Origin of the sequence: Paenibacillus senegalimassiliensis (genome assembly GCF_001486585.1) — a bacterium.
Classification (GTDB): domain Bacteria; phylum Bacillota; class Bacilli; order Paenibacillales; family Paenibacillaceae; genus Fontibacillus; species Fontibacillus senegalimassiliensis.
The window spans coordinates 362036-379084 of the sequence record NZ_LN909043.1; the positions used below are offsets into that span (position 1 = coordinate 362036).

14 protein-coding genes and 1 tRNA gene are annotated in these 17049 nt (G+C 48.3%); 12 read left to right on the top strand and 3 right to left on the bottom strand.

Annotated features, from left to right (window positions below; translation table 11 throughout):
- Positions 1 to 23: 23 nt before the first annotated feature.
- Positions 24 to 605 carry a thioredoxin family protein gene (locus tag BN3279_RS05460; RefSeq protein ID WP_059049607.1) on the bottom strand — a complete coding sequence of 194 codons (582 nt, stop codon included), beginning with the start codon at positions 603 to 605 and terminating at the stop codon, positions 24 to 26.
- Positions 606 to 1144: 539 nt separating this feature from the next.
- Between BN3279_RS05460 and BN3279_RS05465 the strand changes: the two genes are divergently transcribed.
- The 7 genes from BN3279_RS05465 (at position 1145) to BN3279_RS05495 (ending at position 8931) form a co-directional block, all read left to right on the top strand.
- On the top strand, positions 1145 to 2134 hold the full coding sequence (locus tag BN3279_RS05465; protein WP_059049608.1) for an ABC transporter ATP-binding protein: 990 nt from the start codon (positions 1145 to 1147) through the stop codon (positions 2132 to 2134).
- On the top strand, positions 2131 to 3132 hold the full coding sequence (locus BN3279_RS05470) for an ABC transporter ATP-binding protein (protein ID WP_059049609.1): 1002 nt from the start codon (positions 2131 to 2133) through the stop codon (positions 3130 to 3132). Before BN3279_RS05465 ends, BN3279_RS05470 begins: the two co-directional genes overlap by 4 nt.
- Before the next feature lie 97 nt (positions 3133 to 3229).
- Entirely contained in the window at positions 3230 to 4876 is a 1647-nt protein-coding gene (locus tag BN3279_RS05475; RefSeq protein WP_059049610.1) for an ABC transporter substrate-binding protein, read from the top strand.
- A 39-nt stretch (positions 4877 to 4915) separates the two neighbouring features.
- Positions 4916 to 5920, top strand: coding sequence for an ABC transporter permease (locus BN3279_RS05480; protein ID WP_059049611.1), 1005 nt, complete (start codon positions 4916 to 4918; stop codon positions 5918 to 5920).
- A 12-nt stretch (positions 5921 to 5932) separates the two neighbouring features.
- Positions 5933 to 6829 (top strand): nickel transporter permease, encoded by an 897-nt coding sequence (nikC, locus tag BN3279_RS05485; protein ID WP_059049612.1) that lies wholly within the window; start codon positions 5933 to 5935, stop codon positions 6827 to 6829.
- A 176-nt stretch (positions 6830 to 7005) separates the two neighbouring features.
- Entirely contained in the window at positions 7006 to 7956 is a 951-nt protein-coding gene (locus tag BN3279_RS05490) for an L-lactate dehydrogenase (RefSeq protein WP_059049613.1), read from the top strand.
- Between the two features lie 273 nt (positions 7957 to 8229).
- On the top strand, positions 8230 to 8931 hold the full coding sequence (locus tag BN3279_RS05495) for a DUF4274 domain-containing protein (RefSeq protein WP_059049614.1): 702 nt from the start codon (positions 8230 to 8232) through the stop codon (positions 8929 to 8931).
- A gap of 84 nt (positions 8932 to 9015) precedes the next feature.
- Here BN3279_RS05495 and BN3279_RS05500 read toward each other — a convergent pair whose 3' ends face one another.
- Both BN3279_RS05500 and BN3279_RS05505 read right to left on the bottom strand, forming a co-directional pair.
- Positions 9016 to 10365: a glycoside hydrolase family 64 protein gene (locus tag BN3279_RS05500; protein WP_187377742.1), complete on the bottom strand. Its 1350-nt coding sequence runs from the start codon at positions 10363 to 10365 to the stop codon at positions 9016 to 9018.
- A 465-nt stretch (positions 10366 to 10830) separates the two neighbouring features.
- Positions 10831 to 10904 (bottom strand) — tRNA-Arg (locus BN3279_RS05505).
- 199 nt (positions 10905 to 11103) lie between these two features.
- On the opposite strand from BN3279_RS05505, the gene BN3279_RS05510 reads away from it, so the two are divergent.
- The 5 genes from BN3279_RS05510 (at position 11104) to ispG (ending at position 16950) form a co-directional block, all read left to right on the top strand.
- Positions 11104 to 11988 carry a hypothetical protein gene (locus BN3279_RS05510; RefSeq protein WP_082672948.1) on the top strand — a complete coding sequence of 295 codons (885 nt, stop codon included), beginning with the start codon at positions 11104 to 11106 and terminating at the stop codon, positions 11986 to 11988.
- A 171-nt stretch (positions 11989 to 12159) separates the two neighbouring features.
- The gene (gene tig / locus BN3279_RS05515) at positions 12160 to 13602 is read left to right on the top strand and encodes a trigger factor (protein ID WP_059049616.1); all 1443 of its coding nucleotides are present in this window, start codon (positions 12160 to 12162) and stop codon (positions 13600 to 13602) included.
- Between the two features lie 255 nt (positions 13603 to 13857).
- Positions 13858 to 14448 (top strand): ATP-dependent Clp endopeptidase proteolytic subunit ClpP, encoded by a 591-nt coding sequence (gene clpP, locus BN3279_RS05520; RefSeq protein ID WP_059049617.1) that lies wholly within the window; start codon positions 13858 to 13860, stop codon positions 14446 to 14448.
- A gap of 12 nt (positions 14449 to 14460) precedes the next feature.
- Entirely contained in the window at positions 14461 to 15723 is a 1263-nt protein-coding gene (gene clpX / locus BN3279_RS05525; RefSeq protein WP_059049618.1) for an ATP-dependent protease ATP-binding subunit ClpX, read from the top strand.
- Positions 15724 to 15828: 105 nt separating this feature from the next.
- Positions 15829 to 16950, top strand: a complete 1122-nt coding sequence (gene ispG, locus BN3279_RS05530) for a flavodoxin-dependent (E)-4-hydroxy-3-methylbut-2-enyl-diphosphate synthase (protein WP_059049619.1) — start codon at positions 15829 to 15831, stop codon at positions 16948 to 16950.
- Positions 16951 to 17049: the final 99 nt, after the last annotated feature.

Genomic DNA, 17049 nt, shown 5'->3' on the forward strand with positions numbered 1-17049 from the left:
CGTGCGGATAAGAGTAGCTTGTTCTATACCAGATCGCAGGCGTCCGCTGGCATCCAGTGAGCATCTTGGCCTTCCCATTTGACATTGCAGCCAATAGGATTTGTTAAGGAAATAGAAACCGGCTTGCCAGAGACCAGCTCGGACAAAGCACGCTCAAGATCATTGGTTGTCATCTTGCTAACCTCACGCGGGTTATCTACCCCGCGGCCGGTATATACCAGCTTACGGTCGGTATCAAATACATAGAAATGGGGTGTCCGTAGAGCGCCGTAGGCTTTCGCGGCCTCTTGTGTACGATCCCGTAAATAGACCCAAGGAAAACGTTGTTCCTCCATCCGTTTGACCATGTGCTCAAAGGAATCATCCGGATGCGTAATTTCGCTATTGGCATTAATGCCGACAAAAGTAACACCATGCTCTTTAAACTTCTCGGCAGTCTGACGTGTGACTTCGTCAGAACCAACGACGTAAGGACAATGATTGCAGGTGAAGAACACGACAAGCACCGGAGATCCGGAGAAACTCTGTAAGGAATAAGTCTGGCCATCCGTAGCCGGCAACAGAAAGTCCGGCGCCTTGGATCCGATTTCCAACGTGAAACTCAAACTGATCACCTTCCCTATGAAATTTTGAAGCGCTTACTAGCATTGTACTCTATGAACCTTATTATCTCAATTATCTCAATTTTTAATTTCTAGTTTAAAGGGAGATTGGAAATTTTTTTATATAAGGAGAGAAATAGAAAAAATTGTATTGTCTCTAACGTAAAAATAATGTAAAGTAACTTAACAAATAAACCAATTCATCCTTCGCGTTAGTATACCTCACACGAAAATTGACCTCAGTTCGATTATCTGTCACATATAGTAGAACTAATGTGATGCATGATATAGCCTCGAACAGCGAGATGATTTTACTCATCACTTTATCCAAATACAGCAAAGAAGCAACAACACACATATGTCCATAGTGGAGAGACATTTAATTTATCCGAATCAAGCGAATTTATAGCGATAATTTGCTGATAAAATATCGTTTTTTCTCTTTCTTTAGTATATTGCAGCAAAGAAGAGTTGATGCACAATTGTCCACAACTAGTGGATGGTTTTGTCTATTTATTTTTGTGAGGAAAAGAGGTTGTGACATGATTCAACCCATTTTGCAGATTGAGGATTTGCACACACACTTTTTTACTGATCGAGGTGAAATCCCTGCGGTTGATGGCGTTAATTTGTATGTTAATCCCGGAGAAGTCTTGGGTGTTGTAGGCGAATCCGGTTGTGGGAAGAGCGTAACCTCCCTGTCCATACTCAAACTTATTCCGCAGCCGCCCGGTAGAATTACCGGAGGCTCGATCTTGTTCAAGGGGCAGGACATCGTTGCGATGAAGGAACGTGAAATGCGCTCTATCCGTGGGAACTCCATTTCCATGATTTTTCAGGAACCCATGACTTCGTTGAACCCGTTGTTCACCGTAGGGCAGCAAATCGGAGAATCGGTTCGACTACATCGTCAGTTCAGCAAGAAGGAAGCGCGGGAGCATACCATCGATATGTTGAGAAGGGTTGGCATCGCGCGGCCAGAAGCTATCATCGACGAATACCCGCATCAATTGTCTGGCGGTATGCGGCAGCGGGTCATGATTGCGATGGCGATTTCCTGTAGCCCTGAATTGTTGATTGCCGACGAACCCACCACCGCGCTGGATGTAACTATTCAGGCACAGATTCTTGATTTGATTCGACGTCTGAACGAAGAGAACGGCACGGCTGTGATGATGATTACCCATGATCTTGGCGTAGTTGCGGAGATGTGTCACCGGGTAGCGGTGATGTATGCAGGGAAGGTAGTGGAGGAAGGCAGCGTGCATGATATTTTCAAAAATCCACTACATCCCTATACGCAAGGCTTGATCAAATCCGTGCCTCGTATGGATGAAGACCGCAGGCGTCTGTTCTCCATTCCCGGTAACGTGCCAATTTTGAACACGGAGCTAACGGGCTGTCGCTTTGCCGAACGATGTGAGAATGTCATGCCCGTATGTCTGGAGAAGCTTCCTGAACTTCAGGAATGCGAATCGGCGCATAGCTGCCGGTGCTGGCTTCATGAAACGCCACAGGAGGAAGTCGTATGAGTGAACCGTTATTGCAAGTCGAACATCTGAAGAAATATTACCCGATCGGTGGAGGATGGTTTGGCAAGTCTCCGCAGTTGGTCAAAGCGGTAGATGATATCTCCTTCACTGTACGCAAAGGGGAAACCTTTGGACTGGTTGGAGAAAGTGGATGCGGCAAATCGACGACAGGCCGCTCCATCCTGCGTCTGATTGAACCCAGCGAGGGAAAGGTGATCTTCGACGGGAAAGAGATTACGGCACTTTCCCCGGAAGAACTGAGACGTACACGTAAGGACATGCAGATCGTGTTCCAGGACCCGTTCTCTTCTCTGGACCCACGTCATACTGTTCAGCGGATTCTGGAAGAGCCACTGATTGTACACGGTATGGGGAATGCGAAAGAACGCCAGGCGATGATCCAGCGGCTCATTGATGTGGTAGGGCTAACACAAAGCCATTTGCAACGTTATCCCCACCAGTTCTCGGGAGGACAACGACAACGGATTGGAATAGCCAGGGCCCTGTCGTTGCAGCCAAAGCTGATTGTGGCCGATGAGCCTGTCTCAGCGCTGGATGTGTCCATTCAGTCTCAAGTCATTAACCTGCTCCAGGATTTACAGGAGGAGTTCGGATTAACCTATATCTTTATTGCGCATGACCTTAGCGTTGTGAAGCACATCTGTGACCGGGTTGCTGTCATGTATCTGGGCCGGATTGTGGAAATTGCTGACAAGCACAAATTATATACTAAGCCGCAGCATCCCTACACTCAAGCCCTGTTATCGGCCGTGCCAGAGCCTGATCCAGACCGTAAGCCGGAGCGGATCATCCTGCAAGGGGAGGTTCCGAGCCCGGCTAATGCGCCCATCGGCTGCGCGTTCCACACGCGATGCCCCCAAGCGATGGAGGTCTGCCACACGCACCGTCCCGAGTTAGCGGAGACGGACCAAGGACATCTGACAGCCTGTCATTTATTCACAGAGATGCGTGCCACGGGCCAGACTCATCTAGCTTGATAACAACAGGGGCATGAACCATGGTTTATAGCTGGGCCTTAGGTCTGGCTTCTTATAAACACCTAAAAATAATCGTGATTCAGAAGGGAGCCACAATATGAGAGTAAAGAGATGGAGTAGTGTCGTTTTAGTTATGATGCTTAGTGCGGCCGTTGCCCTTACGGGTTGCGGGAGCAGTAACAACGGTGCCGCTGGCACCAACGCGGGGACGAATGGGGGAGAGAACACACCGTCAGCATCCGTTCAAGATACGTTAATCATTGGACGCGGCGGAGATTCTGCTTCACTGGATGCTGCAATCGTCACCGATGGGGAGTCGCTCAAGATTGCGCACCAAGTGTATGACTCCTTGGTGGAATATAAAGAAGGAACCACGGAGGTTCAAGGATCCCTTGCCGAAGATTGGGCGGTCTCCGAGGACGGCTTGACGTATACGTTCAACCTGCGCCAAGGCGTGAAGTTCCATGACGGAACTGATTTTAATGCTGATGCTGTGGTGTTCAACTTCACACGTTGGTCCGATCCAGCCAGTGAATACAAGTTTGAAGGCGATTCGTTTGATTACTATGATTCTATGTTTGGTCCGGATGGCAAACGCGTCATCAAAGAGGTTAAGGCTTCGGATGCGAGCACCGTAGAAATCACACTCAATCAGCCTCAGGCTCCATTCCTGCAAAACTTGGCTATGACTTCCTTTGGTATTGCCAGCCCGACGGCAATTCAAGAGAAGAAGGAGAACTTCAAGAATGAGCCGGTAGGAACCGGGCCGTTCGTATTCAAGGAGTGGAAGCGCAACGATTCCATCACCCTTGAGAAGAATGTGGACTATTGGAAGGAAGGACTTCCTAAGCTGAATAAAGTGATTGTCCGCTCTATTCCTGACAACTCCGCCCGCTTCAATGCTTTGCAAAGTGGCGAGATTGATTTGATGGAAGACTTAAGCCCGGACGATCTGGCCACGCTGGAGGCTAATTCAGAGTTGCAAAAGATTGAACGTCCTTCTAACAACGTAGGTTATGTGGGTTTCAACCTGAAGAAAGAACCGTTTAATGATGTGAAGGTCAGACAAGCGCTGAGCCATGCTGTAAATAAACAAGCCATTATTGATGCTTTCTTTGCAGGTCAAGCAGAGCCGGCCAAGAATCCTATGCCTCCGTCTCTGTGGGGTTATAACGACAGCATCACCGATTACGAATATGATTTGGAGAAAGCCAAGTCGTTGTTAGCTGATGCGGGTTACGCTGATGGCTTGCCAGGTGAGTACACTTTCTATGCCATGCCGGTACCCCGTCCTTACATGCCCGATGGCAAGAAGGTCGCTGAGGTAATCCAGGCTGATTTTGAAAAGATTGGCGTGAAAGTGAATATTGAATCTCCGGAATGGGCGACTTATCTGGATGATGCACAAGCCGGGGAGAAGGACGATTTGTTCATGCTTGGCTGGACTGGTGACAATGGTGACCCGGACAACTTCTTGTATGCGCTGCTGGACAAGGACGCGTCCAATAACTACAGCTATTATGCCAATGATGAGCTGCATGAGTTGCTCGTTGCGGCACAAACCGAAACTGAGCAATCCAAGCGGGAAGAGCTTTACAAGCAAGCCCAGGAGATCATTAAGGTGGATGCACCTTGGATTCCACTCGTGCATACAACACCGCTGCTGGCTGCTAAGGCCAACCTGAAAGGGTATGTTCCGGCACCAACGGGAACCGAGTATTACAGCAACATCCATTTTGAATAACAGGCGGTATCTTTACGCCTCTGGCAGGTGAGCCTCAACTTGAAAGCTTATATTTTAAAACGATTATTCATCATGATCCCTGTCTTGATCGGCATGACCATTATCGTATTTTCTATTATTCATGCGATTCCTGGAGACCCGGCCGAGACCATTTTGGGCCAGAAGGCCACGGAGCAGTCCAAGGAGGCGCTCCGTGAGCAACTGGGTCTGAATAACCCTTGGTATCAGCAATACTTCACGTATATGGGGGATTTGCTAAAGGGAGACTTGGGACAATCAATCCGTACGAGGGTTCCGATTGCCCAGGAAATTACGCCTTATTTAGCAGCAACGGCGGAACTGACGATTGCGGCAATGGCATTTGCTATCTTTTTTGGAGTGAATGCAGGCATCATTAGCGCCTGGAAACAAAACTCCTGGTTTGATTACATTTCTATGTTGATTGCCCTGATTGGCGTATCCATGCCAATATTCTGGCTGGGGCTGATGGAACAGTGGATTTTCTCGCTGAAGCTCCACTGGCTTCCCTCCATTGGCCGTATGAATCAGCGAGATCCGGTGGAGGCGGTTACCAATCTGTATCTTATCGACAGTATGATCGCGGGCCGCTGGGATCAGTTATGGACGGTAGTTCGCCATTTAATCTTGCCTAGTGTAGCACTGGGTACCATTCCTATGGCGGTCATCGCCCGAATGACCCGCTCCAGCATGCTTGAGGTGATGAGTTCTGACTTCGTTCGTACTGCTAGGGCGAAGGGCTTGTCCCAATTCATCGTCGTCTATAAGCACGCACTTAAAAATGCGTTCATTCCCGTACTCACGGTGATTGGATTGCAAACAGGGGCTCTGCTCGGTGGCGCAGTGCTAACGGAAACGATATTCGCCTGGCCTGGTGTCGGTAGATATATCTACGAAGCGATTAGCTCTCGAGACTATCCTGTCATTCAATCAGGGATTCTGATTATTGCCTTCTTGTTCGTATTTATTAATTTGATTGTGGATTTGCTGTATGCAGCAGTCGATCCGCGCATTCGCTATCGGTAAAGGAGGGAAACCATGGCACAGGCTACGACGAGCACGAATAACGCACCCGTGATTCAGGCTGAGAAGGTTTCCGGACCTTGGCGCGATGCGTGGAGAGCTTTCCGCAGGAACAAAATTGCAATGGCCGGATTGATCATGATTGTATTCTTTGTCTTGATCGCCTTGCTCGCTCCGGTCATTGCTCCTTATGACTATAAGGCCCAGGAACTGGCTGATCGGCTGAAACCACCGTCTTCTGAGCACTGGTTCGGTACGGATGATTTGGGCCGGGATTTATTCACCCGAGTGCTATATGGGGCGCGCATTTCATTATGGGTAGGTACATTCTCGGTTGTGGGCTCCATTATTTTGGGGACGCTACTTGGCATTTTGGCTGGTTTCTACGGTAAATGGGTAGATATGATCATCTCCCGTATGTTTGATATTTTGTTGGCCTTCCCGAGCATTTTGCTGGCGATTGCTATTGTCGCCATTCTAGGTCCCTCCTTGCAAAATGCCTTGCTAGCCATTGCTATTGTCAACATTCCGACCTATGGGCGGCTAGTGAGGGCCAAGGTGCTTGGCCTGAAGAATGAGGAGTACATTACGGCGGCACGTTCCATCGGTATGAAGGATAGCGGTATCCTACTCCGTCATATATTACCGAATAGCTTGACGCCAATTATTGTGCAAGGGACGCTGGGAATTGCCACGGCGATCATTGAAGCGGCTGCTTTGGGATTTCTGGGGCTGGGCGCGCAGCCGCCTGCTCCTGAATGGGGCAAGATGTTGTCCGACTCACGGCAATTTATTGCTACGGCTCCGTGGACCGTTGTTTTCCCTGGGGTATCAATTATGCTGACGGTGTTGGCTTTCAATCTGATGGGAGATGGCTTGCGCGATGCGTTGGACCCTCGAATGAAGAACTAGCAAAGTTGTTGCACAAGACTGTCTGGGGTGGGTTCCCCCGGCAGTCTTTTTTCGTGTGATTGAAAGGATATGAACTAGTCTGTCAGTGATGTTAGTTAATATGACACATGCCAAAATTTCAGTTATAATCAAATACATAATAGAGCCATCGAACAGGATGGATGGGAGGCGGAGGTATGGCTAGAAAAGCAAGAAAGGTAAGCATCGTTGGTTCTGGTTTGGTAGGGACAGCCTGCGCTTATTCCATGATTAATCAATCAATCAGTGATGAGATTATGATGATTGACCGAACCTATGAGCGAGCGGTAGCAAATGCGCTAGACCTTTCGCATTGCATGGATTTTACCTCAACCCGTACCAAGGTTTCGGCGGGGCGAATGGAGGATTGCAGTGACGTCGATGTGGTTGTGCTTACGGCCGGGGCTAATCCCAAGCCAGGACAAACCAGACTGGACGTATTGGAGGATGCAGAGAAGATCACGCGAGATATCGTACAGCGTATCGTAGGGGGAGGCTTTCAGGGGGTATTCGTGATTGCAGCCAATCCAGTGGATATTGTGACGCATATCGTACGTGATGTGTCAGGTTTTCCGCGTAATCGGGTCATCGGAACAGGGACCTCCATTGACTCTGCCCGATTAAAGACGTTGCTGTCCGAGGTATTTGAGATTGACCCGCGTAGTGTGAATGGTTACGCGATGGGGGAGCATGGTGATTCTCAATTTGTCGCCTGGTCACACGTTACAATTGGCGGAAAGCCATTATTGCATATCCTTGAGCAGCACAAGGAGCGGTTCGCTCATGTGAATCTGGATGATATCGCTCGCAAGACAAGGGATGCAGGCTGGGAAATCTTTACCCGGAAGGGCAATACTCAATTCGGTATCGGGAATGCCTTGGCGTATATTGTACGTTCCATCCTCAATGATGATCATAAAATTATTGCCGTATCGGCGGTTCTCGAAGGGGAATATGGTCAGTCTGGTGTATGCATTGGCGTGCCAGCGATTATTGGAGAGGGTGGTATTGAGGAAGTGCTTGAGCTGCAATTATCTCCGGAGGAGCAGCTACTATTTGAGCGTTCCTGCGGGGTAATTCAATCTGCTATGGCGAGTCTGACGCATTGAAAAATTCAAAAGTGAAAGTTTGGCTCAATCCAAGAATCAGTGCTTGACCAAAGACTTCTATAGAACGGAGGGGCGTAGGGATTCTGGAGAAACGAAGTGGTCGCCTTTGCGAGTGAATTTCTACCTTATAGGAATTTATTGAATCAGGAAATCCAGGAACAATAGCGATCGGAAGAACCCTACGAACCCGTAGGGCCTCATTGCTCACATGTCAAGCACTGATTTCGGTGTTGAGTCGAAAAATTTTACTTTTAATGAAGGAGGCGATTGTCAGTGAATTGGACGGAGATTTGCAAGAGTAAAGACCATGAAGCCATTCGTCAGGCTCTTGCCGAAGGTGGAGATGTGAACTGGCGTGACCCCAGAGGGCGTACTCCGTTAATGCTACTAATTACAAATCGGGCACCTGTCCAGTCTGTGGAGCTGTTAGTGGCTGGCGGTGCGGATTTGGAGATAGAAGATAAAATGAACGAAACTGCATTAATTAAGGCAGTCAAGTTCAACCAACCCGAGGTCATTGACAGGTTGCTGGAAGCAGGAGGTCACCTGGATTCACCGCACGGTATTTTAGGAACGGCCTGGCATGCAGCTCGCAAGCGCAGCAACCAACTTGCCGACAAGCTGCTGCAGACAACGGGCGCGCTCAGGTTGACCTTAACTGATAAGGAGCAAGACGCTATTGACGCTATTATATATGAAGAATCTCTTGATAAGGTCTGCGGTCTGATCGAAGCTCTGGAATCTCCGGTTTTGCTTCAGGCCGTGGTGAGTCAATACAATTGGGATGATGGTCCACAAGCTATGCTGACGGCTTTTTCTAATCCTAATATTGCAGCGATAACCTTAATAGATATGTACCAGTTGTTGGATGGGGATTACTGGGTGGGGATAGCTGCTGAAGAACTGAAATCTCCGGAGGATGTCGCTTGCCGAGAGTTGGCGTTGAAAATCCGCGAGCGGTTAGCGTCTCAGTAAAGCAGCAGGCGCTCACTATAGTTTTAGGAAAAAGGAGAGGGACCTGTCAGCCCAAGGCTGGGGTCCCTTCTGTTCTCCTTAGCTTTACCAGCCGACGCGGATGATCAGACCCTTCGGATCACCAACCTCCAGGTAAGAAGCCTGGCCGTTAACGTCATCATAAGCGAAGCCGTAGGCCAAACCATTAATGCTGTGATCGTGCCAGAACTTGGCATAATAGTTGGCCGGTGCAGCTTGATAGTAGTTGGATACATTATTCCAGTCGCTAGACGTATAGACGTGGCGATTGATGGCTGCGCAGGTTGCCGCATCCGTCAAGGCTCCGTCGCATAGGAAAATATCCTTGGCGCTGTAAGGGGCGTATCCGGCAAAATAGTTGGCATTTGCGCCACCTGGAGCGAATGAACCGTATACGGGGGCCACGATGCGATAAGGAGCGAGAAGCGTGCCGAGAGGCTTGAATTCCGCCGGAACCTCGGCCTGGTATTTAGCGAAGATACCGCTTCGCGTTTCGGATTCGAGCTCGCCTACGGTTTGATCGAAGGAACCGGATTTGTTAATTAGACGATGTTGAATCGGGAAGCCAAATCCATCAACCCGAGTTGTGTTACCATGATAGCCAGTATTGTCGATGGTGAACTCAACAAAATCAAAAATAACGTCAAGATGGGGGTCTGTTGGATTGTTCAGATCCGGTCCGGCAAACCCATCATTAAAAGTTTTGATGAACATGGGCGTGCCTACGCTCAGAAACATCCGGCCCGAAGTGATCTTGGGTAAGGTAATCCAGGAAGTATCACTGACCTTGTGATAGATATTTGCGTAGTTAACACCGTTCTTGGTTAAATGTCCCGGTGCATCATTTAAAGCTGTGGAGATCGGAATCAAATTACCGTTCTGGTCTAGATAGCTCCACTGTTCATTTACCGGATTGATACCGAGCACGCCCCAATAAATTTGATTGTCATTGTATGCTCCTTGTGTTCCATTCATGACTTTTACAGAGACGGCCCCGTCTGGTGGCGTAGGAATTGATGAAGGGTTAACGTCATAGATGGAGTTGGAAGAAGTGGGAGGCGGGGTGGAGCCGGCTGTGTAGGTAAAGATGTTGGTGTCATATGCCGGTGCACCATTATTATAAGTAAATGAATAGGCCAGCACGCTACCAGAGGCAATTCCCGGGACGGTCTGCTCATACCGGGATTGCTGGTTATTGTAAGTCATCCGTAAATTCTGTTGTACCCCATTGTTCACGGAGTAATGGATATCAACCCAACTTGTGTTAACTGTAGACTTGAACCATACGGTAGCCGTGCTTCCCGACAAGTCGACGCCCTGTGCATAATCCGCAGCTTTGGCTTTCGTTCCGAAGATTACCGTAGAAACTAGTAGTAAAGATAAAATCAGCAGGTAAGACATAGTTTTTCGCAACATCAAAAAATCCTCCTTTATAAATGGAATAAAAGCGCTGTCCTAATAGTGGACATACAAATATTATCATTATTTTACAAAATATAGTAGTGAAAAATTTCGGAACAGGTTTGGAAATTCGAAATGTAATCCTTGGAGAAAAAAATTGCTTCATCTAATAGTGGTAATAGACAGATTGGGATTGATTCCTCTTCTATGAACTTGGTTCTTGACGACTACTCTCGAAGTAGGTCGAATGTCTTTTTAGCTATTAGTAATCGGTTGGACAGAGGGGAAATACCAAAAAGACCAAAGAGCATCTAGGTACGGGGTACCTGAACTCCTTGGTCTTTGCAAAATAATATAGAAGAGACTCCGTTTGCCAGTCTGCTGAGCGCAGACTGATTCACTAGGACGAACCCCTTAAGGGGTTCTCATCCCCATGAGACGCAAAAAGAACCGGTTCAAACTGAACCGATTCTTTTTATACGTCCCAGAAGGGATTCGAACCCCTGACCGACGGCTTAGAAGGCCGTTGCTCTATCCAGCTGAGCTACTGGGACATCTCAATATAGAAAATGCAAGCAAAAAATATATTATCATATCAGTAGGAAAGAAGCAATATAAAAAGTTTAATGTTCTGGCGGATATTGCTTTTTTGCCTTCGTCCAAGACTGTGCTATAATCTCAATTAACTGAAATACGGAGATAGGAGGTGCCCTTATCAGCGGTTTACGACCCGAGGAGAAGGATAACGTCGTTTTGTTCCCAAAGACGTTGGATTATTACCAAATTGAATTGACTCGCATGTTGGAGACGGAGCGATATGGAGAAGCGGTGGAACTGCTGCAATTCCTGTTGCAATGCCAGGGTGAAGACCCGCGGCACTATGAGGAATGGCAAGCCCTGCTGGATTGGCTCATCGGCGCGTTTCCTACCTTGAAGAACGGTGCCTCCGGAGCCGTGGCTGACGAAGAGGATGAAGAGACCGAGGAATCACTGGCTCGCCGGCATGTGGAGGCGAAGCTGGCTGAGGATGCTACATATATGGATAAATTGCTGCAAGCTGCCATGGGCCGGCCCTTCTCGGAGCAAACTTTGCTTGCTCTTGATCAATTGGCCTATGTGAATCAGGGAGAAGTTGACGAAGCGCTGACCCACTGGTTGAGTGAGACGGAACTTCATCCTATGCTGCAATATCGAGTGCTGCAAACACTGCGTCGCCGGGGTTATACAGGAACGGTGTCATTTTTTCGCGGCGGTGAGTGGGTTGAGGTGGAGGCCGAGGCGGTACCGCTCAAGCCCGAGGACTTTCCTGCAGCAGTACAAGCTGTGCTGGAGCGCGTGGGACAGCAGACGCAAGTACATGATCCCACTTTGTTCTATTTTGCTCAGGAATTATGGCTGCAATTAGTGATGGCACTATACGGTACGGCGGATTACCGCTCATTGCTGGGCGATGAGGACGCGGTGCTTGATGTTTGGGCTGCTGCCCTGCATCAAATGGTCGCTAATAGCTTGCCTGGTGGGAAGACGGAGGAAGAAATCCGTTCGCTCTATGGCATTACTGATGAATTGCGGCTCCGTTACGAGCAGGTCTGCCGGACGTTTGGTAAGTTTATGTCATCGAGCCAAATCAGGAATTAATAACCCGCATTTAAGCCTGCTCTTGTAAAAAAACTTATTGTTGTTTATAATATAGTGGTTATTCTGAACGTGCTCATAGAGACAGCTATACTGATTCCTGATAGCTGCTTTATTCGCGATTCGGGCTCAGTATTTTAAAGTATATGTGAAATTTGGAGGGGAAGGCATAAAATGAAAGCAACTTGGGAAAAAATAGAGAAGAACCTCGGCGTTCTCGAGGTCGAAGTGGATGCGGAACGTGTATCCGCAGCACTGGATAAAGCTTTTCAAAAAGTAGTTAAAAAAGCAAGCGTACCTGGATTCCGTAAAGGGAAAGTGCCTCGGGCCATCTTTGAAGCTCGTTACGGCGTGGAAAGCTTGTATCAAGATGCAATCGACATTTTGTTGCCTGAAGCTTACAGCGAAGCGATTGATCAAACGGATATCTTCCCTGTGGATCGTCCAGAAGTGGACGTTGAGCAATTTGCTAAAGGACAAGCATTCAAATTCAAAGCTACAATCACTGTAAAGCCTGAAGTGAAGCTTGGCGAATACAAGGGCGTAGAAGTACCCGCTGTTAACGTTGAAGTGAGCGAAGAAGAGCTTGCTGAGGAACTGGAACGCCTGCAACAACGCCATGCTGAACTCGTTGTCATCGATGAGGAAGCTGCTCAAAATGGCGATACAGTTGTTATCGACTTTGACGGTTCTATCGACGGCGTGCCTTTCGAAGGCGGCAAAGCGGAGCGTCACTCTTTGGAACTGGGAAGCAATGCCTTTATTCCTGGCTTCGAAGAACAATTGGTTGGACTGGCTACCGGCGACTTCAAGGACGTAACGGTAACCTTCCCAGAGACCTACCATGCGGAAGAACTGGCTGGCAAAGAAGCAGTGTTCCAAGTGAAATTGCATGAAATCAAACGCAAACAGCTTCCTGAGCTGGATGATGAATTTGCCAAAGATGTTAGCGAATTCGATACCTTGGACGAGTTCAAGGAAGATTTGAAGAGCCAACTGAGCAAACGCAAAGAGCAAGAAGGTAAAGCAACTCGTGAATCCGCTCTGGTAGACAAGATTGGTGAAAGCGTAGAAGTCGAAATTCCTGAAGCCATGATCAAAGGCGAAGTGGACAATATGGTCCGCGATTTCGACAACCGTCTTCGTTCCCAAGGGATGAACATGGACATGTTCCTGGGCTTCTCCGGTCAAACGGTGGATGACCTTAGAACACAAATGCAAGGTGACGCTGAGAAGCGCGTTCGTAATAACCTGGCATTGGAGCAAATTGCCAAAGCCGAGAAGATTGAAGTTACTCAAGATGAAGTTAACAAAGAACTTAACGATATGGCGGAAGCTTACAAGCGTTCCCCAGAAGAAATTCGTAACATCCTTGCAGCCAATGGTTCGCTTAGCGGGTTGAACGAAGAAATTTTGATCCGCAAGACGATCGATTTCTTGCTGGAGAACAGCAAGGAAGTTCCTGCTGAGAAAGAAGAAGCACCTAAGGCAAAGGCAGACAAGGAAGCAAAAGCAGAAAAAGAAGCAAAACCGGCAGCCAAGAAAACGACGAAGAAAACGGCCAAGGCGGCAGATGCTGACAAAAAAGAAGCGGAAGCAGCCGAAGATAAAGAATAATGAGTCATTATCCTTTCAACGGGAGCTTCGCCTGAATACATCATTACAGTTAGGGCACGTATACTCAAATGCGTGCCTTAATTTTTCACCTTTTAGCGATACATATATTTCCATTTAGCGAGTACAAGCCTTCGGTTATATAATATGTGGAGGCAAACATAAACTGTATGGTGTGAAAAATGACATGACGCTTTGAACATGGTAGAATGTTTCTGTAAGCGCAAGGGAAACTGAAAAGGAAAAGAGGTTGGTCGCATGAGTCTGGTACCTATGGTCGTAGAACAGACGAGTCGTGGAGAGCGTTCTTACGACATCTATTCGAGACTCCTTAAAGATCGCATTATTTTTCTCAGTAACGCAATTGATGATGAAGTTGCCAATCTCGTGATTGCTCAACTGTTGTTCTTGGCAGCGGAGGACCCTGAGAAAGACATTCACCTGTACATCAATTCTCCGGGTGGTTCCGTGACTGCGGGGATGGGTATATATGATACAATGCAATTCATCAAGCCCGATGTGTCCACCATTTGTGTGGGAATGGCGGCGAGTATGGGATCTTTGCTGCTAACAGCGGGGGCTCCAGGAAAACGCTTCGCACTTCCTAACAGCGAAGTTATGATCCATCAACCGCTTGGCGGGGTGCGCGGTCAGGCTGCGGATATCAAAATCCATGCCGACTGGATCATTAAGACGAAGGAAAAATTAAACCAAATCTATGTGGATCGTACGGGTCAACCCCTTGAAAAGATCGAGCGCGACACGGACCGCGACTTTTTCATGAGCGCGGAAGAGGCTGCTGCTTACGGGATTATCGACCGGGTCATCAACAAGCCCACTAATTTGTAAAGGGGTGTTTACATGTTTAAGTTTAACGACGAAAAAGGTCAACTCAAATGCTCATTCTGCGGCAAATCGCAGGAGCAGGTTCGCAAGCTTGTAGCAGGACCGGGCGTTTATATATGTGATGAATGCATCGAGTTGTGCACCGAAATTGTGGAGGAAGAACTTGGCCATGAGGAAGAGCTGGACCTCAAGGAAATTCCAAAACCAAAGGAAATTCGTGACATTCTGGACCAATATGTTATCGGTCAAGAACAAGCCAAGAAATCGTTGTCCGTTGCTGTATATAACCACTACAAACGGGTAAATACGCAAAGCAAGATTGAAGACGTCGAGCTGCAGAAGAGTAACATTCTGTTGCTTGGGCCAACAGGTTCCGGTAAGACGTTGCTGGCCCAAACCATGGCCAAAATTTTGAATGTACCGTTCGCCATCGCTGACGCTACCTCTTTGACGGAGGCTGGTTATGTCGGTGAGGACGTAGAGAATATTTTGCTCAAGCTGATTCAAGCCGCCGATTACGATGTAGAGAAGGCGGAACGCGGCATCATTTATATCGATGAAATCGATAAGGTTGCGCGCAAGTCAGAGAACCCTTCAATTACTCGTGATGTATCCGGGGAAGGGGTTCAGCAGGCCCTGCTGAAAATTCTGGAGGGGACGGTTGCTTCTGTACCGCCACAAGGTGGACGTAAGCATCCTCATCAAGAATTTATCCAAATCGATACGACCAACATCTTGTTCATTTGCGGCGGTGCCTTTGATGGTCTGGAGCAAATGATCAAACGCCGGATCGGTAAGAAGGTTATCGGCTTTAACGCAGTCAGTGATGGACAAAAAGAGCTCAAACCGGGTGAATACTTGTCCATGGTGTTGCCAGAGGACTTGCTCAAATTCGGCTTGATTCCCGAATTCGTAGGCCGTCTGCCAGTCATTTCGACCTTGGAGCCGCTTGATGAGTTGACGCTGGTTCGTATTCTGTCCGAGCCGAAGAATGCGCTAGTCAAGCAGTATCAGAAGCTGCTTGAGCTGGATAACGTTAGTCTGCAATTCGAACCGAAGGCGCTTGAGGCAATCGCTCAAGAAGCGATCAAGCGGAATACGGGTGCGCGTGGACTTCGTGCCATCATCGAAGGCATTATGCTGGACGTGATGTATGAAGTACCATCCCGCGACGATGTGACGGACTGCGTGATTACTGAACAAGTCGTGCAGGAGAAGGCGATACCTGAATTAAGCGCCACGACCAAGAAGAACAAAAAACAAGAAGAAAGCGCGTAAGCTAGTCGCGTAAAATAAAGACCGGGGTCTCCACCTTTGCGCTTGATGTGCCTGCCAAGGCTCTTCGCAGGGGTGGAGCTTGGTCGTTATGGGAGAGACCGAAGAATGACATTCTTGAGACAAGATACGCGGCCGGTCAAGGTTGGTAATCTGACGATTGGCGGCAGCAACGAAGTGATCATCCAGAGTATGTGTACGACGAAGACGGCCGATGTGGCTGCTACGGTCGCGGAAATCCTCCGCTTGGAGGAGGCCGGCTGCCAATTGGTACGCGTGACGGTGAACAATGAAGAAGCGGCTGCGGCGATCAAGGAAATCAAGAAACAAATTCATATCCCCCTTGTTGCCGATATTCATTTTAATTATAAGCTGGCGTTGTTAGCTATTGAGAACGGCATCGATAAGGTACGGATTAATCCTGGGAATATTGGGCGCCGTGAGAAGGTCGAGGCTGTGGTTAAGGCCTGTAAGGAGCGGGGAATTCCGATTCGTATCGGTGTAAATGCCGGCTCCCTTGAGAACCATTTGTTAGAGAAATACGGATTCCCTACTCCTGAAGCTATGGTGGAAAGCGCTTTGTTCCATATCGGGATTTTGGAGGAACTGGACTTCCACGACATCATTGTCTCCTTGAAGGCTTCTGATGTGCCCATGGCTATCGCAGCTTATTCCAAGGCGGCAGAGGTTATTCCTTATCCGCTTCATCTGGGTATTACAGAAGCTGGCACTCTCTTCTCAGGCACGGTGAAGAGCGCTGCGGGTATCGGAGCATTGCTATCTCAAGGTATTGGCTCGACGCTACGGATATCCTTAAGCGCTGACCCTGTTGAGGAGGTCAAGGTTGCTCGTGAGATGCTTAAGACCTTTGGGCTTATTACGAACGCGGCGACATTAGTATCTTGCCCCACCTGTGGGCGGCTGGATATTGACCTGTTCTCCATCGCCAATGAGGTGGAGGATTACATCGCCAATTTGAAGGTGCCAATTAAGGTGTCTGTCCTGGGATGCGCCGTAAATGGTCCGGGCGAAGCGCGCGAAGCTGACATTGGAATTGCCGGCGCTCGTGGGGAAGGGTTACTATTCCGGTATGGGCAGATGATTCGTAAGGTGCCTGAAGAAGAACTGTTGAATGAATTGAAGAAGGAAATTGATCATATTGTGGAGGTCTTCGAGGCGACGGGAGAAATTCCTGGACGCAAAGAACACCGTACCCACGCCAATCCGTAATCATTCAATATCTACCGTCTGTGGCCTTTCCAAAGGCTATAGACGGTTTTTTTGTATCTTGTTTGATGATGGAGGGAAAAGGCTATACTACCAAGTAAC

What these genes read in the sequence shown, in the direction of transcription:
- BN3279_RS05465 (WP_059049608.1), top strand. Translation starts at nt 1,145, where the DNA reads ATGATTCAACCCATTTTGCAGATTGAGGATTTGCACACACACTTTTTT.
- BN3279_RS05470 (WP_059049609.1), top strand. Translation starts at nt 2,131, where the DNA reads ATGAGTGAACCGTTATTGCAAGTCGAACATCTGAAGAAATATTACCCG.
- BN3279_RS05475 (WP_059049610.1), top strand. Translation starts at nt 3,230, where the DNA reads ATGAGAGTAAAGAGATGGAGTAGTGTCGTTTTAGTTATGATGCTTAGT.
- nikC (WP_059049612.1), top strand. Translation starts at nt 5,933, where the DNA reads ATGGCACAGGCTACGACGAGCACGAATAACGCACCCGTGATTCAGGCT.
- BN3279_RS05490 (WP_059049613.1), top strand. Translation starts at nt 7,006, where the DNA reads ATGGCTAGAAAAGCAAGAAAGGTAAGCATCGTTGGTTCTGGTTTGGTA.
- BN3279_RS05500 (WP_187377742.1), bottom strand. Translation starts at nt 10,365, where the DNA reads ATGTTGCGAAAAACTATGTCTTACCTGCTGATTTTATCTTTACTACTA.
- tig (WP_059049616.1), top strand. Translation starts at nt 12,160, where the DNA reads ATGAAAGCAACTTGGGAAAAAATAGAGAAGAACCTCGGCGTTCTCGAG.
- clpP (WP_059049617.1), top strand. Translation starts at nt 13,858, where the DNA reads ATGAGTCTGGTACCTATGGTCGTAGAACAGACGAGTCGTGGAGAGCGT.
- clpX (WP_059049618.1), top strand. Translation starts at nt 14,461, where the DNA reads ATGTTTAAGTTTAACGACGAAAAAGGTCAACTCAAATGCTCATTCTGC.
- ispG (WP_059049619.1), top strand. Translation starts at nt 15,829, where the DNA reads ATGACATTCTTGAGACAAGATACGCGGCCGGTCAAGGTTGGTAATCTG.